Origin of the sequence: Herbiconiux flava (assembly GCF_013409865.1) — a bacterium.
GTDB lineage: Bacteria > Actinomycetota > Actinomycetes > Actinomycetales > Microbacteriaceae > Herbiconiux > Herbiconiux flava.
The window spans coordinates 1-21784 of the sequence record NZ_JACCBM010000001.1; the positions used below are offsets into that span (position 1 = coordinate 1).

23 protein-coding genes are annotated in these 21784 nt (G+C 71.5%); 7 read left to right on the forward strand and 16 right to left on the reverse strand.

The genetic code is table 11. From position 1 onward, the window contains the following. The 3 genes from BJ984_RS00005 to BJ984_RS00015 all read right to left on the reverse strand — a co-directional run. On the reverse strand, nt 1–1077 hold a 1077-nt coding region (locus BJ984_RS00005; RefSeq protein WP_476729753.1), incomplete at its 3' end, for an alpha-amylase family protein. Nucleotides 1078–1191: 114 nt separating this feature from the next. After that, entirely contained in the window at nt 1192–2238 is a 1047-nt protein-coding gene (locus tag BJ984_RS00010; RefSeq protein WP_179546281.1) for a zinc-binding dehydrogenase, read from the reverse strand. 85 nt (nt 2239–2323) lie between these two features. Further along, entirely contained in the window at nt 2324–2890 is a 567-nt protein-coding gene (locus BJ984_RS00015; RefSeq protein WP_179546282.1) for a TetR/AcrR family transcriptional regulator, read from the reverse strand. 85 nt (nt 2891–2975) lie between these two features. Here BJ984_RS00015 and BJ984_RS00020 point away from each other — a divergent pair, with 85 nt between their 5' ends. The 3 genes from BJ984_RS00020 to BJ984_RS00030 all read left to right on the forward strand — a co-directional run bounded on the left by BJ984_RS00020 (nt 2976) and on the right by BJ984_RS00030 (nt 5992). Continuing rightward, nucleotides 2976–4379, forward strand: coding sequence for a sensor histidine kinase (locus tag BJ984_RS00020; protein WP_179546283.1), 1404 nt, complete (start codon nt 2976–2978; stop codon nt 4377–4379). Continuing rightward, nucleotides 4376–5020 carry a response regulator gene (locus BJ984_RS00025; RefSeq protein ID WP_179546284.1) on the forward strand — a complete coding sequence of 215 codons (645 nt, stop codon included), beginning with the start codon at nt 4376–4378 and terminating at the stop codon, nt 5018–5020. Before BJ984_RS00020 ends, BJ984_RS00025 begins: the two co-directional genes overlap by 4 nt. A 96-nt stretch (nt 5021–5116) precedes the next feature. Further along, on the forward strand, nt 5117–5992 hold the full coding sequence (locus BJ984_RS00030) for a hypothetical protein (protein WP_179546285.1): 876 nt from the start codon (nt 5117–5119) through the stop codon (nt 5990–5992). Between the two features lie 64 nt (nt 5993–6056). On the opposite strand, the gene BJ984_RS00035 is transcribed toward BJ984_RS00030, so the two are convergent. The 8 genes from BJ984_RS00035 to BJ984_RS00070 form a co-directional block, all read right to left on the reverse strand. Next, the gene (locus tag BJ984_RS00035; protein ID WP_271206324.1) at nt 6057–6572 is read right to left on the reverse strand and encodes a flavin reductase family protein; all 516 of its coding nucleotides are present in this window, start codon (nt 6570–6572) and stop codon (nt 6057–6059) included. Nucleotides 6573–6768: 196 nt separating this feature from the next. Next, nucleotides 6769–7590, reverse strand: a complete 822-nt coding sequence (locus tag BJ984_RS00040) for a GntR family transcriptional regulator (protein ID WP_179546287.1) — start codon at nt 7588–7590, stop codon at nt 6769–6771. 28 nt (nt 7591–7618) lie between these two features. Next, entirely contained in the window at nt 7619–9058 is a 1440-nt protein-coding gene (locus tag BJ984_RS00045; RefSeq protein ID WP_179546288.1) for an MFS transporter, read from the reverse strand. Then, complete coding sequence (locus BJ984_RS00050) at nt 9055–10389, reverse strand: NtaA/DmoA family FMN-dependent monooxygenase (protein WP_179546289.1); 1335 nt, start codon at nt 10387–10389, stop codon at nt 9055–9057. The genes BJ984_RS00045 and BJ984_RS00050 overlap by 4 nt, the downstream gene beginning before the upstream one ends. Before the next feature lie 59 nt (nt 10390–10448). Next, the gene (locus tag BJ984_RS00055; RefSeq protein WP_179546290.1) at nt 10449–11297 is read right to left on the reverse strand and encodes an ABC transporter permease; all 849 of its coding nucleotides are present in this window, start codon (nt 11295–11297) and stop codon (nt 10449–10451) included. Nucleotides 11298–11329: 32 nt separating this feature from the next. Next, nucleotides 11330–12130, reverse strand: coding sequence for an ABC transporter ATP-binding protein (locus BJ984_RS00060; protein ID WP_218869942.1), 801 nt, complete (start codon nt 12128–12130; stop codon nt 11330–11332). Beyond that, on the reverse strand, nt 12127–13254 hold the full coding sequence (locus BJ984_RS00065; RefSeq protein ID WP_179546291.1) for an ABC transporter substrate-binding protein: 1128 nt from the start codon (nt 13252–13254) through the stop codon (nt 12127–12129). Before BJ984_RS00065 ends, BJ984_RS00060 begins: the two co-directional genes overlap by 4 nt. 173 nt (nt 13255–13427) lie before the next feature. Beyond that, on the reverse strand, nt 13428–14210 hold the full coding sequence (locus BJ984_RS00070) for a Pr6Pr family membrane protein (protein WP_179546292.1): 783 nt from the start codon (nt 14208–14210) through the stop codon (nt 13428–13430). 93 nt (nt 14211–14303) lie between these two features. On the opposite strand from BJ984_RS00070, the gene BJ984_RS00075 reads away from it, so the two are divergent. Genes BJ984_RS00075 through BJ984_RS00085 form a run of 3 tightly spaced genes read left to right on the forward strand, consistent with a single transcriptional unit; the run spans nt 14304 to nt 15383 of the window. Then, entirely contained in the window at nt 14304–14588 is a 285-nt protein-coding gene (locus BJ984_RS00075; protein ID WP_179546275.1) for a hypothetical protein, read from the forward strand. Between the two features lie 58 nt (nt 14589–14646). Next, nucleotides 14647–15078 carry a chemotaxis protein CheY gene (locus tag BJ984_RS00080; protein WP_179546293.1) on the forward strand — a complete coding sequence of 144 codons (432 nt, stop codon included), beginning with the start codon at nt 14647–14649 and terminating at the stop codon, nt 15076–15078. Continuing rightward, complete coding sequence (locus BJ984_RS00085; protein ID WP_179546294.1) at nt 15075–15383, forward strand: winged helix-turn-helix domain-containing protein; 309 nt, start codon at nt 15075–15077, stop codon at nt 15381–15383. Before BJ984_RS00080 ends, BJ984_RS00085 begins: the two co-directional genes overlap by 4 nt. On the opposite strand, the gene BJ984_RS00090 is transcribed toward BJ984_RS00085, so the two are convergent. The 4 genes from BJ984_RS00090 to BJ984_RS00105 form a co-directional block, all read right to left on the reverse strand. Further along, on the reverse strand, nt 15380–15640 hold the full coding sequence (locus BJ984_RS00090) for a PLDc N-terminal domain-containing protein (protein WP_179546295.1): 261 nt from the start codon (nt 15638–15640) through the stop codon (nt 15380–15382). The two genes, BJ984_RS00085 and BJ984_RS00090, sit on opposite strands and share 4 nt — an antisense overlap. Next, nucleotides 15637–16332 carry a hypothetical protein gene (locus BJ984_RS00095; protein WP_179546296.1) on the reverse strand — a complete coding sequence of 232 codons (696 nt, stop codon included), beginning with the start codon at nt 16330–16332 and terminating at the stop codon, nt 15637–15639. Before BJ984_RS00095 ends, BJ984_RS00090 begins: the two co-directional genes overlap by 4 nt. Nucleotides 16333–16587: 255 nt before the next feature. Next, the gene (locus BJ984_RS00100; protein WP_179546297.1) at nt 16588–17376 is read right to left on the reverse strand and encodes a hypothetical protein; all 789 of its coding nucleotides are present in this window, start codon (nt 17374–17376) and stop codon (nt 16588–16590) included. Nucleotides 17377–17386: 10 nt separating this feature from the next. Continuing rightward, nucleotides 17387–17614, reverse strand: coding sequence for a PLDc N-terminal domain-containing protein (locus BJ984_RS00105; protein ID WP_179546298.1), 228 nt, complete (start codon nt 17612–17614; stop codon nt 17387–17389). 108 nt (nt 17615–17722) lie between these two features. Between BJ984_RS00105 and BJ984_RS00110 the strand changes: the two genes are divergently transcribed. Then, the gene (locus BJ984_RS00110; protein WP_179546299.1) at nt 17723–20395 is read left to right on the forward strand and encodes a helix-turn-helix transcriptional regulator; all 2673 of its coding nucleotides are present in this window, start codon (nt 17723–17725) and stop codon (nt 20393–20395) included. Here the strand turns inward: BJ984_RS00110 and BJ984_RS00115 are convergent. Beyond that, complete coding sequence (locus tag BJ984_RS00115; RefSeq protein WP_179546300.1) at nt 20346–21644, reverse strand: MFS transporter; 1299 nt, start codon at nt 21642–21644, stop codon at nt 20346–20348. The genes BJ984_RS00110 and BJ984_RS00115 overlap by 50 nt on opposite strands. Nucleotides 21645–21784 lie beyond the last annotated feature (140 nt).

The window sequence follows — 21784 nt, forward strand, 5'->3', positions numbered from 1 at the left end:
GTGGCGCCACCAGTCGGCCATCCTCGGGAAGAGGCGGCTGATGGTGTCCCAGCTGACGAGGGCCTCGTGAGCGCAGTAGCACTCGACGTCCCAGTCGACACGCCAGCCGTCGGCCTTCTCCTTCCAGAGGTCGGCGTACTGGATGTCGAGCGCCCAGGAGAGCTCGAACCAGATGCCGCGCTCGTGCAGGGCCTTCGACCAGGCGTCGACGTCGTCGCGGGCGTCGACCGAGAGGTCGCTGATGCCCGAGCCCGGGGTGACGCTGTCGAACTTGATGAAGTCGACGCCCCAGCTCTTCAGCTGGTCGGCGATCGAGTCGATGTACGCCTGCGAGCAGGGGTTCGTGAAGTCGATTCGGTTGCCGATGCCCCAGTAGTCGGCCTGCTGGAGGGGCTGCTTGACCACGTCGGCGGTCGTGCATCCGGGAGCCCCCTCGATGGGGTAGGCCGCGTCGGAGACCTCGGCCGAGATGCCGGGGATGAAGTAGAGGCCGAACGTCTGGCCGTTGCCGTGCACGTGGTCGATCACGCTCTGCAGGCCGTCGGGGTAGAGGCTCGTGCTCGGCACGGGGCGGCCGTGCTCGTCGACGCCGCCGTTCCAGCCGGCGTCGACGTTGATGTGGTCGTAGCCGAAGGGCTGCAGCTTCTCGTGCATCGCGTCGGACTGGGCGATGATCTGGTCGGCGGTGATCCACTGGCCGTCGTCGGAGTAGACCTGCATGCTGTAGCTGCTCCAGCCGAGGTACGGCTTCGCGGCCAGGTCGCCCTCGGGGAGGGCGGGGGCCGGGGTGGGGGCGGTCTGCGGCGGCTTCGCGCCGCTCGGCTGCTCGGTGGGGGTGGGGGTCGGAGCCGGGGTCGCGGTGCCGGTCGGGCTCGCTGCCGGGGTGGGCGTGCTCGTCGCGCTGGGCGTGCTCGTCGCGCTGGGCGTGCTCGTCGCGCTGGGCGTGCTCGTCGGGGTGGGGGTGGGGCTCGGGGTCGGGGTGGCCGAGGCGGCGGTGCCGCCGAAGGCGAGTGCTCCTGCGACGGCGAGCGCCGCGGTGGCGAGCGCCGAGCGGGTGATCCGGGACTGCGATCTCATGCGTTCCTCTCCGCGACCGCAGGCGGGAACGCCCTGACGGACCGCGATGTCCGTAATTATTTGACAACGTTAATAAAACACGGATGCCCCGCCCCGCGCAAGAGGGCCAGCCGGTCAGGGCAGCAGCAGGACCTTGCCGTTCAGCGTGCGCGACTCGGCCAGCGCGAGCGCGGCCGCCGCCTCGGTCAGGGGGAAGCGCGCGGCGATGTTGGCGGTCAGCACACCGTTCTCGAGTAGCGCGAAGACCCGCCCCAGGTCCGCCTCCAGGCGCCGGCGGAAGCGAACCGGGCGCAGCCGGTGGCCGGCCCACAGGTCGTAGAACGTCGCGCGCTTCCCGTTCGGCTGGGCACTCCACAGGACTGCCTGCCCGATCGCCCGGCCGAACGCGCCCCAGAGTCCCAGCGATCCCCCCAGGGCGGCGTCGTCGAGCACCCCGACGATGGCGTACAACACCAGCACACCACCACGCGCGAGCAGCCGGAACGACATCCGCGCCGTCTCGTCGCCGACGTTGTCGAACACCGCGTCCACTCCCCCGGGCGCCAGCTCGCGCACCCGCGCCTCGAGCTCGGGGTCGGCGTAGTCGACCGGCTCCACCCCCGCCGCCCGCAGCGCCTCGTGATGCCGCGGCGACGCGGCCCCGATGACCCTGACGCCCTGGTGCAGCGCGAGCTGACTCAGGATGCCCCCGACCCCGCCGTTCGCCCCGAACAGCAGCACCGTCCCTCCGCGACGCACCCGCGCCGAGCGGTTGAGCATCTGCCAGGCCGTGACGCCGTTGACCACGACCGTCTCGGCGTCCTCCGCGGAGACGGCGGCCGGAACGGGCACCGTGTCACGCGCCTCGACGACCGCGCGGGTCGCCCACGCGCCCGTCTTGGTCATGCTCGCGACGCGGCGGCCGAGCATCCGCTCGTCACCGCCCGCGCCGACCTCGACGACGGTGCCGACGAGGTCGTAGCCCGGCGTGAACGGGAATGCGGGCTGACCGAAGTAGCGGCCCTTGCGCATGGACTGCTCGGCGAAGCTGATGCCGGTGGCCTCAACGGCGACGAGCAGCTGGCCCTTCGCGGGGCGGGGCAGCGGGCCGGTGACGACCTCGAGGCCCGCGGGCTCGACGAGGCCGGGGAGGACGATGCGGGTGATCTGGTCGGTGCTCATGGTGTCTTCTTCCTGGTTGTGTGTGACTGAACAGTCACAATTGCGGGCTAAGCTTGGGAGGGCCGGAGTCAGCCTGGTCGGGCCGTCAGTCGTGCCGGATGCCGTGGTCGACGACCCGCGCCCACGCCGTGTCGACGTCGGCGAGGCCGGCCTGCACCACGAGGTGGCAGAGCTGGCCGTAGGCGAGGAAGCGCTGCACCGAGTCGTCGTCGGCACCCGATGTGCCGGAGACCGCCCGCACGACCGCGGCCAGGCCCCGCCGCACGGCATCCCGGATCTCGGGCACGTCGCAGGCGCTCTGCGCGTGCACCTGCAGCGCGATCAGGCTGCGGTCGCGGATGAGCTCGATGTAGGACTGCGTCATCAGCTCCAGGCGCTCGGCCGGCGTCCCCGTGTCGTCGACTCCGGCCACCAGGGCCGACGCGACCTGCGCGTAGCAGTCGTCGACGGCGGCCACGAACAGCCCGAGCTTGCCCTCGAACAGCCGGAACACGTACGCCGGCGACACCTTGGCCGCCGTCGCCACGTCGGCGACCGGGGTCGCCTTGTAGCCCGACACGGCGAACACGTCGACCGCACGGGCGACGATGCGCACCCTCTGATCCTCGGCGGTCGAGCGGATGCCCGCCCCTCGTGATCTCGTCTCGCTCATGTGACTGATCAAACACTAACAACCCGCCCCCGTCAAGAGGCCGGGCCGGATGCCGATGGCGGCGGCACCCGCGCATACTGGGACGATGGGGGCGGAGCAGACGATGGCGCCGTGGCTGACGCTCACCGAGCCGGCTGCGGGGGGCCGGCCGCGCGGGGCCGCGCCGACCCGGCGCGCGCTGGTGGTGCGGCTCGTCGCAGCGGCCGCGCTGGTGGTGTTCGTCGTCGTCGCCGTCGGCGTGCTCGTCGCCCGGCGGCTCGCCGAGGACGAGGCGGTGAACGACGCCGCCCGCTCGGCCGAGCTGCTCGCCGACGTGGTGGTCGAGCCGGCACTCGGCGCGGGCCTCCTCGACGACGAGGCCGAGCGGCGGGCGTTCGACGAGCTGATCCGCGCCCGGGTGATCGGCGACGACGTCGTGCGGGTGAAGATCTGGGACGCCGACGGCACGATCCTCTACTCCGACGAGCCGCGTCTGATCGGCGAGACTTTCGGCCTCGACGACGAGGAGCTCGAGGTGCTCACCGACGGCGGGGTCGACTCGGAGGTCTCCGACCTGAGCGCCCCCGAGAACCGCTTCGAGCGCGGCCGCGGCACCCTGCTCGAGGCCTATCACTCGGTCACCGCGGCCGACGGCGAGAAGCTGCTGTTCGAGGCGTACTTCCCCTACGACCGCGTCTCCGCGCGAACGAGCGAGCTCTGGACCGCCTTCTCCCTGCTCTCCGCCGGCAGCGTGATCGCCCTCATCGTGCTGCTCGCCCCCGTCGGCCGCCGCCTGTTCGTGCTGGTGCGCCGCGCCCAGTCCGAGCGCGAGGCGATGCTGCTGCAGGCCGTCGACGCCTCCGCGAGTGAGCGGATGCGCATCGCCGGCCGCCTGCACGACGGCGCCATCCAGGACCTCACCGCGAGCATCCTGGCCCTCCGCTCGGCCGCCTCCTCCGCTCGCGCGACCGGCGACGCCGCCCTGGCCGGCCGGCTCGACGACGCCACGGCGACGCTCCGGGCGAACCTCGGAGGCCTCCGCACCCTGCTCGTCGACCTCTACCCGCCGAGCCTCACGGCCGCCGGCATCCGCCCGGCGCTCGACGACCTCGCCACCGCGGTGCGCGGGCGGGGCGTCGAGGTGCGGGTCGTCGAGGGGCCGCACCGTGCGCTCGACCCCGACGAGGCGCGGCTGGTCTTCCGCGTCGTGCGCGAGGTGCTGGCGAACGTGGTGAAGCACGCGCGGGCCACCGAGGCGACGGTCGAGCTGTCCGCCTCCCGCGGCCGCTCCCGCTCGGAGTCCGTCGTGGTCGAGATCCGCGACGACGGGCGCGGCTTCGACCCCGAGCTCCTGCACTCCCCCGCCTCGGGTCATGTGGGCATCCCCCTCCTCGTCGACGCCGTGCAGAGCGCCGGGGCCGCCCTCTCGGTCGCCACCGCCCCCGGAGCAGGCACGAGCTGGCGCCTCGAGCTGCCCGGCACGCCACCCGCCCGGGGAGGCGCCGCGTGAGGCCGGTGGGCGTCGCCCTGATCGACGACCACCCGCTCGTGCGCGCGGGCCTCGTCGCCCTGCTCGAGGAGGCGGGCGGGATCGCCGTCGTGGGCGAGGCCTCCGACGGCGGGGACGCCCTCGCGCTGATCGAGCGCACCCGCCCCGACGTGCTGCTGATGGACCTGTCGATGCCCGGCACGGGCGGCATCGAGGCCACGGGGATCGTGCGGCGCGAGCATCCTGAACTCGCCGTCGTCATCCTGACGTCGTCGCACACGGGTGACGACCTGCGGGCCGCCCTCGCCGCCGGTGCCACCGGCTACGTGGTGAAGGATGCGGAGCCGGCCGAGATCGCCGCCGCCGTGCAGGCCGCCGCGCGGGGACATCGCCCGATCGACCCGCGCGTGACGCACGCCCTGCTGCCCGAGGCGGGCACCGCATCCGCTCGCCCGGGCGACGCCGACGAGCCGCAGCCCATCCGGGGCCGGGAGGCCGAGGTGCTGACCCTGCTCGCCCGGGGCCTGGCGAACAAGCAGATCGCGCACGAGCTGGGCATCGCCGAGCGCACGGTGAAGGTGCACGTGGGCAGCATCTTCCGCCGGCTCGGCGTCGGCGACCGCGTCAGCGCGGCGCTGTGGGCGCGCGAGAACGGGTACTAGTACCTACGTCGTATCGACGCCGGGGCGCGCGTCACCGAGGCTGAAGGCAGACGGCACCCGCCGTCGCCTCTCTCGCTCACGACCGAAGGACCAGCGATGAACACGCACCGCATCCGCCGAGCCTCCCGGGCGGCACTCGCCGCCACCGCCATCGCCGCCGCCGCTTTCACGGGCGCCTTCGCGGCGGCCTCCCCCGCTTCGGCCAAGCCCTCGGCGGGCGGCGGCGACTACGCCGTCACCGTCAACGGCACCACCTACAACCCGGCCCCCGGCAAGGACGTCAAGCTGAAGGACCTGGCGGCGTCCGGCATCGTCACCGTGAAGGGCCTGAACAACACCTTCCGCATCGACACCACGACCCTCGGCGTCTACGACTACACGCTGACGGGGGCTCCGGATGCGCTGCGAATGGTCACCCAGCCCACCGTCGTCTTCGCGTCGAAGGTGCCGACCCTCACGCCCGCCCAGATCGGCACCGTGAAGATCAAGCAGCTCGAGGTGAAGGACGACACTCTCGTCGTGATCTTCACGGCCGCGGCCGGCAAGTTCAAGATTCAGGCGAAGGACGGCGCCCAGGGCGGCATCTTCCAGATGGAGCCCGAGTTCGCCCAGCCGGTCGAGCTCGTGCACACCCTCGGCCCGGGCCTGTTCTACTTCGTGAACCAGTACACGGGCAAGATCAACTTCGGCAACGGCGTCGACGCCGTCACCCCCGCGCAGAGCGCCACCGGTTTCCACCAGATGCTGCTCGGCAAGGACAGCCCCCAGGTCGCCACGAAGACCTTCCAGAGCGGCACGGTCACCAAGTGGCTCGTGACCTCGGGCGGCCGCCTCGGCGGGGTGCTCGGCGAGGACGCGATCGAGCTCTCGCAGGGAGCCACCAACTGCACCAGCCAGTGCCAGGCGCAGAACCAGATCAAGGGCTCGCTGCCCGTGCCGCCCGATCCGACGAACCCCACCCCGATCGGCTGACGCCGCTCCGCCCCACCGCACCCCGGCCCCGGTCGCGCTCCCCGCGCGCCGGGGCCTCCCGCGTTCAGGCGACGTCGCGGTGCGGGGTGGCGGCGAGGAGCTCGCGGAAGCCGCGGCGGTGGTAGACGAGGGGTTCGGTGTTGGCGGTGGCGTCGAGGCGGTCGACGTCGAGGACCACGAGGACGTGGTCGCCGGTGTCGTGCTCGGCGCTGATTCGGCACTCGAGCCGCAGCGCCGAACCGCCCACGAAGAGGGCGCCGCCCTCCCCCTCGGTCACGTCGAGGCCGGCGAAGCGGTCGCGCGACCGCGAGGCCAGCTGCAGGCAGGCCGCCTCGTGCCCTCGGGCGAGCACCGAGACGCCGATGCGTTCGGCCCGGCGCAGCACGGGCCAGGTGCGCGAGCTCTTCTGCACCGAGAAGAGCACCTGCGGGGGCTCGAAGGAGATGCCGACGGTGAAGGAGGTCGAGACCATCCCCGTCGGGGCGCCGTCGACCATGGCGGTCAGCGCGGCCACGCCGGACGGGAAGTCCGCGAAGGCCGTTTCGATGTCGAGCCGGTCGCCCAGGGTGATGGTCCGCACGAGTTCCTCCTCTGCACCGCCCGCGGGTCGGGGGCACGTCATCAGTGAACACGGCCGCGGTTTCGTCGGCGTTAGGTCGCCGTTTCCGCACCGTTGCGCCGATGCGCCGACGCGCGGCATCACGGGGGAACGGCCGCCTCACCAGCACTTCTGATCACCGCCGCGCGCGGTTACGCCGTGCCACGCCACCGCCGGGTCAGCGAGGTGGAATCACCTGCGCCACGGCGTCGTGCTGGAGCTCCCCGTCGGTCACGACGGCGAGGAGGGATGCCCGCCGGCTGTCCAGGTAGGTGGAGTGCAGCTCGACGGGGTCGTGGTTCTGGTCGAAGTAGAGCGTCTCCCGCACGAGGAGCGGCGAGCCCTCCTCGACTCCGAGGAGCCGTGCCGTGCGGGCATCCGCCCCCGTCGCCTCGATGACGACCCGGATGTCCCCCGGAGCCGACCCGTGGATGCGCCGGTACCAGCTCAGGTCGCCGGGTTTCAGGAAGGGGCGGTCCTGCTCGAGCGCCTCGGCGCGCTCATGCCCGTAGCGGGAGAACACCCCGACGGTCTGCCCGCCGACCCGCACGAGGAACTCCGACATGTGCAGCGGCTCCGAGCCACCGCCGATGCGCGACGAGAGATAGGGCGTCGGCGGGATGCGCTGGTTCTCCAGCAGGAGCAGTGCGCCGGTGACCCCGATCGCCGGCCCGACGCACTCGAAGACGGGGAACGACTGGATCTGCGAGACGACGACCGTGCCGAGGCCCGGCCGGCGGTCGACGAGGCCGTCGGCGTCCAGCTGCTGCAGGGCGAGGCGCACGGCGTTGCGGCTGGTCTTCAGCTCGACGACGAGATCGGCCTCGTCCAGGCGGGTGTGCGCCGGCAGCTCCCCGGTGCGGATGGCCGAGCGGAGCAGGGAGTAGACACGGCGCGGTGACTGCTGCAGGGCATGGCCTTTGCGCAGCCGCTCGCTGAGCAGCGCCGCCACCGCCTCGTCGTCGACCGCCCTCAGTCGCCCTGCATTCGCTCGTGTCATCGAATCCCTCGCCGTGAGAACCGAGTAGTCACTCGGTAGTAGTTGACCACACCGCCGTTTCGGGCTCATTACGGGGTGGGGTCAGGTCCTCCCCGGCCGACGCCTCGCGTCTGGACGGCAGCGCCAGCACCGCGGCGAAGCCGACGGCCCCCACGGCGAGGCAGGCGACGAAGACGAGACGCACCCCGTCCAGCACCGCCGAGGAGGCGGGAGTCCCCGAAGCGACGAACGCCAGCAGCGCCCCGAAGCCCGACAGGCAGAGCACCGTGGCGAGGCTCCGCAGGAACAGGATCAGCGACGACCCCACGGCGAGCTGGTCCCGTCGCAGGAACCGCTGCCCGGTCGCCACCAGCTGCTGACCGACCGCCCCCACCCCGAGACTCACGGCGGCGCCGGCGATCACCGCGAAGACCATCGGGGTGTCGCGGCCGAGGAAGGCGAGCATCCCGTACCCGACGACGATGCTGGACATGCCCGCGACGAGCACCGCTCGATCGCGGCCCGTGCGGGTGACGACGTATCCGGCGAGCAGCGACGCGACGAGCGTGGCCACGGACAGCGGGATGAGCAGGAGCCCGGATTCTCCGGCGGTCGCCCCGCGGACGGTCTGGAAGTACATGGCGAGGTAGACCGACGTTCCGAACGCGGCCACGCCGCCCACCCCCGACGCGATGAGCACGAGCACGAGGTGCCGGTTCCGCACCAGGGCCCCGGGCACGAGCGGTTGAGCCGCCCGGTGCTCGACGTAGACCGCCAGGCCCAGCAGCATGAGTGACAGCACCCCGACGGCGAGCGCCAGCACGGGCATCCGCTGCAGCAGGGAAAGTGCGACCATGGCCGCCGTCACGGTCGCCGCGATGGTGAGGGTGCCGGCCATGTCGAAGCGGCCCCGGCCCGAGTACTGCGGCACGACGGACGGGGCGAACCGCCAGACCATCACCAGAGCGATGAGCGCGACCGGTGCGGTCGACCAGAACACCCACCGCCAGCCGCCGAGGTCGACGATCACACCGCCGAGCGCCGGCGCGAGGATGGCAGCGACCGAGGTGATGGAGCCGAGCGCCCCGAAGAAGGCCGGTCGCTCCTTCGGAGTGGTCAGGTCGGTCACGATCAGCTGCACCAGCGTCACGATGCCGCCGGCGCCGGCGCCGATCAGCACCCGGCACGCGACGATCGTCCACGGGTCGAGCGCCGACCCGGCTCCGATCGAGCCGACGAGGTACAGGCCGAGCGCGAGCATCAGCAGCCGGGTCCCCGGGATCCGCTCCGACAGCCGACCCCACACCGGTGTCGTGAGGGCGAGCACCAGCAGGGAGGTCGTGACGATCCAGGTGTACTGGAGCGGGCTGCCGTCGAGGTCGCCGATGATCTGCGGCAGCCCCGTGAGCACCATCGTGTTGGACGCGACGGCGAAGAAGAGCGCGATGAACAGGGCCGCCAGGGCGGGTCCGCGCCGGCGCGCGCTCACCGGCCCTTGAAGTTCTCGCGGAGCGTCGCCCCGGAGTACTCGGTGCGGAAGAGCCCCCGCCGCTGCAGCACCGGGATCACCTCGTCGACGAAGCGCTCGATGCCCGCGGGAACACCCGATCGCGGGGCGATCATGAAGCCGCCGTTGGCGCCGCTCGCGTGGAAGGCCTCCTCCATGTAGTCGGCGATCTGCTCGGGTGTGCCGATGTACTCGGCGCCGTAGACGAGCCACTCGCGGGCATAGTCCCGGATGCTCGTGGTCGGCGTCGTGGCGGTCATGGCCATGTCGAGGTAGCCCCAGTTCGGCGCGATCCCGGCGCCGCGCACCTCGGCGATCACGTCGTGCACGTACGCGTCGGGGTCGATCTCGTACCCGTCGAGGCCCCACCACTGGCTGAGGAACACGTGCAGCAGGCGATCGGAGTACTGCTCGCGGAGCTTCCGCCGGATCTCGTCCTCCTCGGCCGGCCCGGACACGACGTCGAACGATCCCGCCCAGACGATGCCGACGTCGTCGGGATCGCGTCCGACCGACCGGCACATCTCGTCCAGGCGCGCCCGGTGCTTGCCCTTGCCCGCGTGGCCGTTGGCCCCCGCGAACTGCAGGTCGGCGTACGTCGCGGCGAGGCGCATCCCCGAGTCCGACTGTCCGGCCATCACCTGCATCGGCCGCCCCTGCGGCGAGGGCGCGACGGGCAGCGGCCCCATGACCTTGAAGTGCTCGCCCTCGTGATCGATGCGGTGCACCTTCGAGGCATCCGCGACGATGCCGGTCTCCTGGTCCCAGAGCATCGCGTCGGGCTCGATCGACGCGAACAGCTTCGTCAGCACCTGCTGGAACTCGGCCGCCCGGTCGTAGCGCCACTCGTGGTCGGGGATGGTGTCGTAGCCGTAGTTCTGGCCCTCCTGCGGGAACCCGCTGACGACGGCGTTGAAGGCGACCCGGCCCCGGGTGACGTGGTCGAGACTCGCCATCATGCGGGCCGCGTGGAAGGGGTGGTTGTAGGTCATCGACATCGTGGTGACGAAGCCGAGGCGCTCGGTGACGACCGACATGGCCGAGACCATCGGGATCGGGTCGTGGCGGGGCCACGCGACACCGAGCTCCACCGTGTCCTTCATCGAGCCGTTCACCATCGGCGTGCCGGCGACGTCGGCGAAGAAGGCGCCGTCGAACTTGCCCCGCTCGAGCATCCGCGCGATGTCGAGGTAGAGCGCGGGGTCACCGTACTTGGGGTAGTTCTCCCACGACCCGGGGTAGCGCCACTTCGCATTCGAGTGGATGAGCGAGAGGTCGCAGATGAGCTTGATGTGCTGCTGGTTCGAGGCCACGAGGGGGTCCGTTCTGGGCTGGATCAGTGGTCGGGGCTGGATCAGTGGTCGGAGCTGGATCAGTGGTCGGAGCTGCGGTTCCACCGCAGGACGACGCGGGCGGTGCCCTTCACGACGAGGTCGAAGACCACACCGAAGAGGGAGAGCAGGGTGATGATGCCGAACAGGCCGGCCATGTTGTAGGTCGAGGTGTACATCTGCACGAGTGTGCCGAGCCCGACGCTCGTGCCCGAGCCGAGCAGCTCGGCCAGCACCGCCCCTGTCAGGCAGAGCACGAAGCTCGCCTCGAAGGCCGCGAACAGGTACGGCAGCGAGCGGTACAGGCGGAGGTGCCGGAAGCGCTGCCAGCGGGTGGCGTGCGACACGCGCATCAGCTCCTCCTCCTCGCTCGTCGTGCTGCGGAGGCCCTGGTACATGTTCACCATCACCGGGAAGAAGGTGAAGGTGGCTATCAGCACGACCTTCGACCAGATGCCGAACCCGAACCACACGATGAACAGCGGCGTCAGGGCCACCTTGGGGATGGCCTGGAAGGCGACGATGTAGGGGTTGATCAGGCGGTAGAGGGTACGGCTCTCGGCGAGGGCGATCGCGATGACCATGCCGACGGCCGCCCCGATGCCGAAGCCGAAGATCGCCTCCTGGAAGGTCACCCAGGCGGCCGACCAGATCACCGGGGAGGTGAGCTGGGTGGCGAGCGCCTGCAGCACCGGGATCGGTCCGGGCACGAGGAGCGGGTCGACGTCGAAGACGCTGATGAACACCTGCCAGAGCAGCAGGGCGACCAGGATGTACGCCAGCACCGTCAGGATCCGGCGGAGCACGAACCTGGAGGTGCGCGCGGCCGATCGGGGCGGGGCGGACACGCGACGCGGCGCCGTCGTGGCGGGCTGGAGGACCTCGGTCATGGCAGAGCCTTTCGACGTCAGGGGGTTAAGGGTCAGTGGTTGATGTGCACGCGCAGCTCGCTGGCGAGCCGGGTGAACTCGGGCAGGGCCCGGGTCGACGAGTTCCGTGGTCGCGGCAGCTCGTTCACGATGTCGGCGACGATGCGGCCGGGCCGCGGTGACATCACGACGATCCGGTCGGAGAGGTAGACCGCCTCGGCGATGTCATGGGTGATGAACAGCACCGTCGCCCCCGACTCGCGCCAGATCGACAGCAGCTCGTCGTGCATGTGCTCGCGGGTGATGGCGTCGAGCGCCCCGAAGGGCTCGTCCATCAGGATGACCGCGGGGTCGGTGATGAGCGAGCGGGCGATCGCGACCCGCTGCCTCATCCCGCCCGACAGCTCACTCGGGTACTTCCCCCCGAGCGAAGCCAGCTTCACCGTGGCGAGCAGCTCCTCGACCCGTCGCTCGACCGACCGCTTGTCGGCCGGATGACGGCCCATCCGTGCCGGGAGCGCGATGTTCTCGGCGACCGTGTACCACTCGAGCAGCGACGGCGTCTGGAACGCGATGCCGACCTTCCGGCTCGGCCCGCGCACCGGCTCGCCGCCGATCGAGACCGACCCGGAGGTCGGGGCCATCAGGCCGGCGATCATCCGGAGGAGCGTCGACTTGCCGCAGCCGGAGGGCCCGAGCACCGAGACGAACTGCCCGCTGGGGATCGTGAGCGACGTCGTGTCGACGGCGAGGAGCGAGTTGCGGTCCCGTGACGTGAACTCCATCGTCACGTCCTGGAGGGAGATCGACCCCTCGAAGGTGTCGACGCGGGGCTCCGGCTCGGTGAGGGTCACTTCTGCTCCACGATCGCGTCGTGGTCGAAGTCGTTCGCGGCGGCGATGTGGTCGGCGCTGAAGAACGTGTCGGGCAGCACCTCACCGGTCGGGGCGATCATGCCCGTGTCGACGAAGTAGTCGATCTGGTTCTGCCAGCGGTCGGCGGTCTGATCGCCCCAGAGGGTGTCGTCCGGGCGGTCGTCGACGCCCATCGAGACGAGGGTCGAGTCGAGGATGGCGAGGTCGGCCTCCAGCGCGGCGGTCTCGTCCTCGCCGGGGAGCGGTGCCCGCTCGGGGTAGCCGGCCCAGAACGCCCGAACGGCGCTCTCGGGGAAACGCTTGAGGTAGACGGTCGACTTGGCGATGGCCCGCGAGACGCCCTCGACCAGCTCGGGGTCGTCGGCGACGATCGTGTCGGTCGTCAGGATGCCGATGCCGTCCATGGTGGACGACCACTCGGTGCCCTCGAGAACCCGCGTCGGGTAGCCGGCGAGCTCCCACGACGTGTACAGACCGGGCCAGTACAGCACCGCATCCACCTCGCCCGTGTCGAGCGCCTGCATCGGCGTCGTGCCGTAGCCGGTCTCGATGATGGTCACGTCAGCCAGGGTCAGACCGTAGGGTTCGAGAGAGCGCGAGACGTAGGCGTCGGCATAGGGGCCGAGACCCCAGGTGCCGATGACGGCGCCCTTCAGGTCGCCGACCGAGGTGAGGGTCGAGTCGTCCAGCACCGCGAGGCTGATGTTGAGATCGGGGATGAGGTTGTAGATCATCTCGGCACCCATGGGCGCACCGTTGCCGGCGAACAGCGATTCCGAGGGCGAGGACATGACGAAGTCGGCCTGTCCGCTCGTCAGCGACTGGAGCAGGCCGTCGGCCGCCGCGTCGATCGTCATGTCGATGCACTCCTCGGCGAAGTAGCCCAGCTCGTTCGCGAGGATGCCGTAGGGGATGTACGACACGTCCAGGTCGGCGGTGCCGATCACCAGGTGCGCGGGAGTCGTCTCCGCGCAGTCGGCACCGGCCGCCGCGGCGTCATCCGACGCGCTCGCCCCGTTCGCGCATCCGGCCAGTGCGACCGCAGCCGCGATCGCGCCGACGGCTGCGACGCCGGCCCTCAGACCCTTCGTGAGACCACTCATGTTTGCCCCGTTCCTCCGTGGATGACCACCCGGCTCGAGGGGTCATGTCGATGGAGAGGACGCTATCCACGGCGGACAGCGGGGGTGTTGCGCGGTCGGTCACCCGACGTTACGCCGTGGCCACGGGGCCTCGCAGCCCGCGATTCCGGGCGGTCGCCGCGCCACGTGCCGGGTTACGCCGTGTCGCGCCGGCCCGGATTCGGGGTTCCGCCGAGTGCGTCGCGGCCCGCGCGGTCCCGCGGCCGCTCCGGCCCACCCCGCACGAGCGACGGCAGCCGCCGGTCGATGAGCGTCAGCACCACCGCGATCACCACCGCGATCGCCAGCACCACCGCCGAGTTCCGCACCGAGTCCGCGAACCCGATCGTGTCGACGTCGAGGAACGGATACGGGTACCACCCCGTCACCGCCCCGTGCACGAAGGTGTACACGAGCCACGCCAGCGGCCACACGAACGCGAGCGCCGCGGTGGCCCACGACATCCGCGGCCGGGGCCCGAACACGAGCCAGCCCAGAACGGTGGCCCACGGCGAGATGTAGTGGAACCCGATCGTCGCCGCGAGGGCCCAGCCTTCAGGATGCACGAGCCGGGCCAGCACCGTCTCGTAGACCAGCCCCGTGATGATGATGCCGATCAGCGCGTCGAAGCGCAGCACGCGCCAGAGGCGCCCGTCCTTGTGCACGTTCAGCGCGAGAACGACGGACGTGCCGAGCACGAACAGGTTGCTCTGGATCGTGAAGAAGCTGAACAGCCGCACGAACCGCGTCGCGAGCGATTCGTCGGCGGTGTTCTCGCTCGAGTTCACGTCCTGCCCGCCCGTGAAGATCAGCACGATCTGGATGACCAACGCCACCCCGACGACCACCGCGATGGCCCCGTACCAGACCCGGGCCGCGCGGGCCCGCGCATCCGCCCCTGTCGCCGTCGTCGCCGCTGCCGTCGCCGAACCCACCATGCCGCACTCCCCCGAGCCCCCGGCAGCCACCCCGCCGCGTCGCCCCAGGCTAGCGCCCCCGCGCCCGCCGGTGCCAGGGCGTAGCGTCAGAGCATGGACAACATCGTCGTGGGCGCGCTCGTCGCGATCGCCATCCTCATAATCGTCGTGCTGGTCGTGGTGCAGACGGCCCGCGGTCGAGGGCGCGGTGACGACGGCGGAGGCTCCACGGTCGTCTACGGCGACTCGGGCAGCGCCCCCGGCCATGGCCACGACCATGACCACAGCACCGGCGGTGACGGCTGGTCCGACGGCGGCGGTGGCGACAGCGGTGGGGGCGACAGCGGAGGCGGCGGCGGCGACGGAGGAGGAGGAGGAGGAGGAGGAGGCGGCGACTGACGACTTGCCAAGGTGGAAAGTACTTGCCATACTGAACCCACGAGACAAGGAGCCCACCATGGACATCACCCCCACCGTCACCCCGCACGAGGCCCGCGAACTCCTGCACCGCGCCGAGACCCTCAGCCGCGACGCCCACAACGCCACCCGCTGGCCGTACATCGCGTTCATCCTCGCCCTCGGCGTGGCGACGTCGATGGGCACCTTCGCCATGGCCGTCACCACCGGCGACACCTTCGGCCTGGCCTACTTCGCCACCCTCACGGTCGTCTTCGCGCTGCTGGTGTTCTTCATGTTCTCGATCCGCGGCCGCTCGGCCTTCTCCCGCGGCCGCCGCTGGACCGCCTACATCGCCGCCTGGTTCGTCAGCTACGCCGCCGCCCTCGCGGTGGTCATCTGGGCCCATGGCTCGGTGCCGCTGGCCGCCGCCGCCTCGGGCCTCGTGCTCGTCGTGAGCATCGTCTGCGCCGCCCGCGAGGCCCGCGCGTGACCGCCACCGAACAGCACCCCCGCCACCGCCTCGACGACGTCTTCACCAATCCGGTGCGCTTCTCGATCGTGGCCGCGCTAGACCGCGCAGGCACCCTGAGCTTCAAAGAGGTGAGGGATGCCGTCGAGATCACCGACTCCGCCCTCAGCAAGCAGGCCTCCGCCCTCGAGGCGGCCGGCTACCTCGCCATCGGCAAGTCCTTCGCGGGCAAGATGCCCCGCACCTCCCTCACCCTCACCCGCGCGGGCCGCGCCGCCTGGCGCGCCCACCTCGACGCCCTCCGCGCCATCGCGGGCGACGCCTAGCCCCGGCCCCGAGCTGCACTCCTCCCGACCAGACACAGCACCCACCAGGCGAGCGCACCGACGAGCGGCAGCAGGAGAACCGCCGCCATCCAGAGCACCCGCTGAGCACCAGAGAGGGTCTGCGAGCGTACGACTCCGATAAGCGCTCCGACCAACAACGTCAACCAGACGACGGCGACGAGTGCGCCACCGATCTCGAAGCCCAGCGGTACGACCGGTTCGACGGAATCGTCGAGGACCGCAGATCCGATGCTCATGAGTTCGACTGGTAGGCGCGGTCGCCACCGACGTTGAGCTGGAACCACACGTTCCAGCTGCCCCAGGCCGCCGTAACATCCGACTGCCACCGCGCGAACGCCGGCCCGTCATCCTCGACGTCGTCGAACTCGACCAGGCCGGGAGACGAACAGGTCGTCGGCGCGTAGCACTTCTGGTAGCCGTAGCCGGTATCCGTGATCCGATCGGGCAGCCCGTCGACGATCGTGTAGTCCACGTTCACGGCGCCGAGCAGAACACTGCCCCAGACTCCGTCGATCTGGCAGTTGTCGGCGTTCGAGTAGCCCGACCCCGTCGTGACGGTGCACTGCGTCACCGCTCCCGGGCTCGCCGGTTGCGGATCCTCGATCCCGACCGCCCGGAACGATCCGTCCGCGAACCGGTCGACGGTGTATGTGAAGCCGTCGGCACTCCACGCCTCACGAGCCGAGGGGCCAGGCGTGTACACATCCCACGGGGTCCCGCTCTCCGCCTCGCGCAGGAGAACCTGCTGCTGCGCCTCGGGCACGCCGAACTTCTCGAACAGCTCCTCCAGCGCGTCAGTATCGACAGGGGATGCAGACACACCGGAGGGAGCCGCAATCGACACCGCCGGAGCACTCACCACAGTCATGACGAGACCGGGTGCCACCGACAAAGCGGCAACGATCTTCCTGTTGGGCAGGATGCACATGATTCTCTCCTCTCCTACCCCACCCACCAGAACCTTGCCCCCTATTCGGGGGGTGACACAAGCTTCCACCATGGGCCTGGATGTGATAAAAGCGAGATTTCATCGCTTTCTCGGCAAGGGTGAAGGGACGGGTGAAAAGTGCCGTTCACTGCCCGGGCGGCACCGCCTGGGCGCGACCATGAAGACATGCGGGGGCGCCGGGTGATCCCCATTTCACGGCTCCCCCGCACATCCCACCCAGGCCCCGAGAAGCCCTCAGAGCGGCGCACTCCACCCCCGCACCGCGTGCACCACCGCCGACTTCGGGTACGCCGACGCCCCCGACCGCGGCCCGATCTCGAACAGATCGACCATCAACTGCAGCGGGTACGCCGGCGAAGCCGAAGACGAGAACACCACCCGCCCCTCGCACCCGATCACCGTGCCCGCCGGCCCCCACTCCACCGACCACGTGTGGGCCCCGGCCGCATCCACCGGCACCGTCACCGAGCGCATGTCGGTCGCGAGCCGATCATCCCCGTGCGCCTTGAGCCCGCACCGAGCGACCACCGACCCGGCGCCTACCCCCGCCGCGTCGATCTCGAACACGCAGATCTCCCCGCAGTCCCGCGCCGACCCCTGCTCGACCCCCACGAGCCACACCGCCAGCATGCACCCCTCATCCACGCTCGCGCTGACGGTCACGTCCACCCGTCCCGACGACGGCGCCCACAGCAACCGCGTCGGCACCGCCGTGCGAACCCGCAGCTCGGGCCGATGCCGATGCGTCCCCCGCGCCGACCCCACCGGCCCCGAGAACACCGCTGTCTGCAGGTTCGACACGCGCAGCGGCGCATCCTCCTCGCGCCAGTCGAGCTGATCCTCCTCGATCAGCAGGCGAACTCCGGATGCTCCCGCCGCTGCCACCCGCGCCGCCGACCTCGAGGGCACCGTCCACTGCGGCAGATACTCGGCCACCCACAGGTCATCCCGCACCCGCCCGTCGGCGAACACGTCGTCGATGTCAGGCGCGCGTCCCGGCGCCCGAGGGAAGAGGCCATCCATGGCGAAGCGCTCAGACCGCCGGCGGGTCGCCCGCCGTGGCGAACCGCTTGCCGACGACGAACCACACGATCGGCCCCAGCAGCGGCAGGATCAGCACCACCAGCACCCAGATCACCTTCTCCGCCGTCGACGCCCGCGCCGCCTTGATGATGCTCACCAGCGCCGCGATGAAGAGGATGAAGGCCGCGAGGCCGAGGAGCAGGATCAGGGCGTGCCCGCCGTTGAGATTCGAGACCATTCCTCCATCCTGGGACACGTCCGGCCGGAACACGAGCCTCCCGCGCACAGGCACCGCGGGCACGTCCGCACCGCCCTCTAGACTTCTGCTACCGACCAGGGAGCTCGTATGGCGTTGTGGGGAGTGCCGCGCACACCCGTCGACTCGCTCCGTCGCCCCCGACTGAGCGAGCCGCTCGAGAGCGCGACTGCGGCCGTGACGCTGCTCGCCCCCGCCGGGCTCGGCAAGACGGTGGCCCTAGCCGAGTGGGCGCGCGACACGGCGGCGACCGGCCTCTGGGTGCGGGTGCGCGATCGCGACGTCGACGGGCGGGCCTTCGTGCAGCACCTGGCCGACGAGCTGATCGCCTCGGGCCTCTCCCCCGCCGACGGACCGCTCCGGCACCTCGGCGAGGCGGTCAGCGCGGGCACCGACCCCTGGGAGCTCCTGCGGCGAGCGCTCCGCGACCTCGGCGAGTGCGTGCTGGTCGTCGACGACGTCGACCGGCTGACCCCGCCCGCCGTCGAGGGCTTGATCGCCCAGTTGCACGAGCTGCCGGCCCTCCGCCTCCGGGCGACGGCCCGCAGCCGCACCGCCCTCACCGAGCCCGGCCTCGCCGTGACGCTCGACGCGCTGGTGCTCGGGGCCGACGAGCTCGCCCTCACCCGTGACGAGGCGCAAAGCATCCTCGGCGCGCAGGCCGACGAGGCGACCCTCGACGAGGTCCTGGCGTCGGGCGGCTCCCCGCTGATCGCCCGCGCGCTGGCCCAGCCTCCCGTGAGCGCACCGCCCGCAGCCGCGAGTGCGGCGGCGGCCGCCACGACCGCTCCCGCCCGCAGCCGCGGCCGCGCATCCGACGCCTTCGCCGGACTGCTCGCCCGCCGCATCGCGACCGAGCAGTGGGAATCACGACTGGTCACCTTCCTGGCCCGCACCTCGGTGGCCGACGAGCTCACCCTCGAGCTGGCGACCACGCTGTCGGGCGAGAACGCCGACGAGGCCGAACGGATGCTCGACCGAGCCGAGCGCGAAGGCCTGGGCCTGCGCACCGGCTCCCCGGCCACGGGTGCGCGCTTCCGCTACGCGCCCCTGATGCGCGAGGCGTTCGAACAGCTGCTGCGCGCCGAGCATCCCCGCGAGGTGCGCGCACTCGAGCTGGCGACCGCCCGCTGGGAGGCCGGGAACGGCTACTTCTACCGCGCCCTCGTGCGTGCCCGCGAGCAGGAGGACTGGGCGCTCGCCACCGCGATCGTGCGCGAGGGCTGGCACGTGCTGCTGCGCAACCACGGCAGCCAGGTGCGCGAGCTCTTCGCGCACGTCTCGGTGCTGACCCTGCGCAAGCTGCCGCTGGTGACGATGATGCTCGCCATCGTCTACAACGCCCGCCGCTCGAACCGGTTGCGTGCGCTCGAGTTCTTCGCTCTCGCGAGCTACGGCGCGAGCCGTCAGGCCTCGAGCGCGAGCCCGCCCGATCGCGCGCTGCTGGCCGGCGTGCAGGCCGCCGCCCTGCGGGTGAGCGGCCGGATGCCCCAGGCCCTCGTCGCGGCCGACCGCTGCTACGACACCCTCCGTTCCATGTCCGCCGCCGATCACGAGCTGCTGGGGCCGAACGAGCCCTCGCTCTGGAACCAGGCCGGCACCACTTTCCTCTACAACGGACGCACCGAGCTCGCCCTCGACTCGTTCGCCCGCTCGACGGCGGTCGGCGACGCGCGGGGTCTCACCGCGGGCATCCTGGCGCTGGGCATGACGGCCGGCGTGCACGCCATCGCGGGCGACCTCCCTGAGGCCGCGGCCACCGTCGACGAGGCGTCGCAGCGGGACTGGCCGGAGGGCTGGCTCGACGGCTACTCGGGCAGCTTCTACCAGATCGCCCGCGCGTTCATCGCTCTGGAGGCGTTCGATCTCGACGAGGCGGACCGGCGGGTGCGCATCCTCGACCCGCACCGCGAGACGATCGAGCACTGGAGCCTGCTGGCCCACCTGGACACGGTGATCGAGCTGCTGCGGGGCAACGCGGGCGAGGCGCTGCACCGGCTGCAGAGCACGGTGCGCGCGCAGCACCGCCGCCGCAACGCCTCGGGCTTCTCGACCGAGCGCCTGCGCCACACCTTCGTGCTGGCGCACCTGGCGAACGAGGACGCTCCCGCAGCGGCACGCGCGCTGGGCCCGGCGCACTCGGGCTCGGGTCGGGGCGCGGCGGTCGCCGACCAGCAACTGGCCGTCAGTCGCGCGCGCATCGCCCTCGCCCGCGGCCTGCCGGACGAGGCCCTCGCGCTCCTCGGCCCGGAGGCCGGATCGGGTGGTTCGAGCCGGAGCCGCGCCGAGTCGCTTCTGCTCGCCACGGCCGCGCTGGCGCAGGCGGGCGACGACGAGCAGACCGTGCGGGCCGCCCGCTCGGCACTCGCGTTCGCCGCGGATAGGCGCCAGCAGCTGGCGCTCGCGTTCGTTCCGCGTCCGGCTCTCACCGAGCTGGCCGCGGTGCTGCGGCGCACCGATGCTCCCGACCTGGCCGCGACGGTGAGCGCGGTGCTCGGGCACGCGTTCATCGAGGGGGCGCAGTCGGACATCCGGTTGACGCCGCGCGAGCTGGAGGTGGCCCAGCGCCTCGGGTCGGGCGCACCCCTGACGGAGATCGCCGCCCAGCTGTCGGTGTCGCCGAACACCGTGAAGTCGCAGCTGCGCTCGCTCTACCGCAAGCTCGAGGTCGGCAGCCGCGCCGAGGCCGTGACCCGTCTGACCGTGCTCGGCATCACGAGTGCGACGGAATGGACGTCTCGACCGGCACCGCGCGACGAGTGAGCACGCCTCGGAGGGCGGGCAACGGCAGCAGGGCGGTCAGGGCGACGACTGCGGCCACGAGGTAGAGAGCGAGGTAGTCGTCGGAGCGCCCGGAGATCGGGTCGGAGCCGCCGACGAGCAGGAGCGCCGTGGCGATCGCGGGTGAGACCGTGGACGGCAGCGTCTCGGCGGTGTTGAAGACACCGAGGTAGGCGCCGTGCTTCTCGGCCGGGATGGTGCGCAGCGCCAGCGCGAGGTCGACCGCGTAGTACGCGCCGAGCGCGAGCCCGCCGATCACGGCGCCGGCCACGAGTGGTGGCACGTCGGAGCTCACCGCCCGGAGTGCGGCGGCGACGGCGAGGCCGATGGCGGCGGCCACGATCCAGTTGCGGTACGCACCGCGCTTCCCGGCGAGGGACCCGGTGACGAGGGCCGAGACGACGATGGCCGAGCCTCCGGCGAGCGTGACCAGCGCCACGACGGGGCCGGCCGCTTCAGGGCTGAGGCGCATCCGGTCGCTGACGAAGAAGAGGGTGAACGACGTCGCCAGCCCGAACGCGAGGTGCATGAGGAGCCGCTGCAGCGTCACCAGGGCGAAGGGGCGGGCGGCACGGAGCTCGGCGCGGGAGGGCATCGCCGGTCGGAGTCGGACTCGGCCTTGACCAGCCGTCTCGCTCAGCGGTGGATCGCGGAGCAGCAGGCAGGCCACCAGCACCACCGCGACCGCGGCGGTGGGCATGGCCAGCACGACGATGTCGATGCGCCCCGGCAGGATGCCCGCCAGCACCAGGGGCGGGAGCGTGCCGAGGAAGGCGGCCGCCCCGAACACGCCGGACGCCATCGCGCGGCTGCGCTCGCGCACCTGGTCGCCGAGCAGAGCGGCCACCGCGGCGAGCGAGGCGTTGTACGCGGTCTGCGCGAGCACCCACGCCAGCGTCAGCCCGGCGACGGACTGCGCATTCACCACCAACAGCGACGCGACCCACCCGCCGGCCACCCCGGCCAGCAGCCACGGCCGCCGTCGCCCCCACCGCCCCCGCGTGCGATCGGACAGGAACCCGAACACAGGGTTGGCGACCAGGGAGGCGATGGCCCCGCACACGGTTACGAACGCGAGGGTCTCGGTGCGCTGATCCTCGCCCACCAGCCCGGCGATGCGCAGCGGCAGCCCGGTGATGACCGGCGCCGTGAGCGACCCGAGCAGCACGAGGTTGATGAGCGCGAAGAGCGCGATCTGCCGCTTGTCGCCCCTGCCGCCCCTGCCGCTCACTCGCGACAGGCTACCGGTTCGGGCTCGACTGAGTCGTACTCCTCACTGCGCTGATCAGAGGTGCGAATCCACAGGTCATCGGCGCAGTCGTCCGAGCAGGCGAGGAAGTTGTAGACCATCTCCTCTCGCCGCACTCGGAT

Bases quoted from the DNA above. Each gene is read 5' to 3' on its own strand.
- BJ984_RS00040 (WP_179546287.1), bottom strand. From the start codon at position 7,590: ATGACACGAGCGAATGCAGGGCGACTGAGGGCGGTCGACGACGAGGCG.
- BJ984_RS00030 (WP_179546285.1), top strand. From the start codon at position 5,117: ATGAACACGCACCGCATCCGCCGAGCCTCCCGGGCGGCACTCGCCGCC.
- BJ984_RS00065 (WP_179546291.1), bottom strand. From the start codon at position 13,254: ATGAGTGGTCTCACGAAGGGTCTGAGGGCCGGCGTCGCAGCCGTCGGC.
- BJ984_RS00075 (WP_179546275.1), top strand. From the start codon at position 14,304: ATGGACAACATCGTCGTGGGCGCGCTCGTCGCGATCGCCATCCTCATA.
- BJ984_RS00070 (WP_179546292.1), bottom strand. From the start codon at position 14,210: ATGGTGGGTTCGGCGACGGCAGCGGCGACGACGGCGACAGGGGCGGAT.
- BJ984_RS00020 (WP_179546283.1), top strand. From the start codon at position 2,976: ATGGGGGCGGAGCAGACGATGGCGCCGTGGCTGACGCTCACCGAGCCG.
- BJ984_RS00080 (WP_179546293.1), top strand. From the start codon at position 14,647: ATGGACATCACCCCCACCGTCACCCCGCACGAGGCCCGCGAACTCCTG.
- BJ984_RS00110 (WP_179546299.1), top strand. From the start codon at position 17,723: ATGGCGTTGTGGGGAGTGCCGCGCACACCCGTCGACTCGCTCCGTCGC.
- BJ984_RS00105 (WP_179546298.1), bottom strand. From the start codon at position 17,614: ATGGTCTCGAATCTCAACGGCGGGCACGCCCTGATCCTGCTCCTCGGC.
- BJ984_RS00010 (WP_179546281.1), bottom strand. From the start codon at position 2,238: ATGAGCACCGACCAGATCACCCGCATCGTCCTCCCCGGCCTCGTCGAG.
- BJ984_RS00100 (WP_179546297.1), bottom strand. From the start codon at position 17,376: ATGGATGGCCTCTTCCCTCGGGCGCCGGGACGCGCGCCTGACATCGAC.
- BJ984_RS00090 (WP_179546295.1), bottom strand. From the start codon at position 15,640: ATGAGCATCGGATCTGCGGTCCTCGACGATTCCGTCGAACCGGTCGTA.
- BJ984_RS00095 (WP_179546296.1), bottom strand. From the start codon at position 16,332: ATGTGCATCCTGCCCAACAGGAAGATCGTTGCCGCTTTGTCGGTGGCA.
- BJ984_RS00015 (WP_179546282.1), bottom strand. From the start codon at position 2,890: ATGAGCGAGACGAGATCACGAGGGGCGGGCATCCGCTCGACCGCCGAG.
- BJ984_RS00055 (WP_179546290.1), bottom strand. From the start codon at position 11,297: ATGACCGAGGTCCTCCAGCCCGCCACGACGGCGCCGCGTCGCGTGTCC.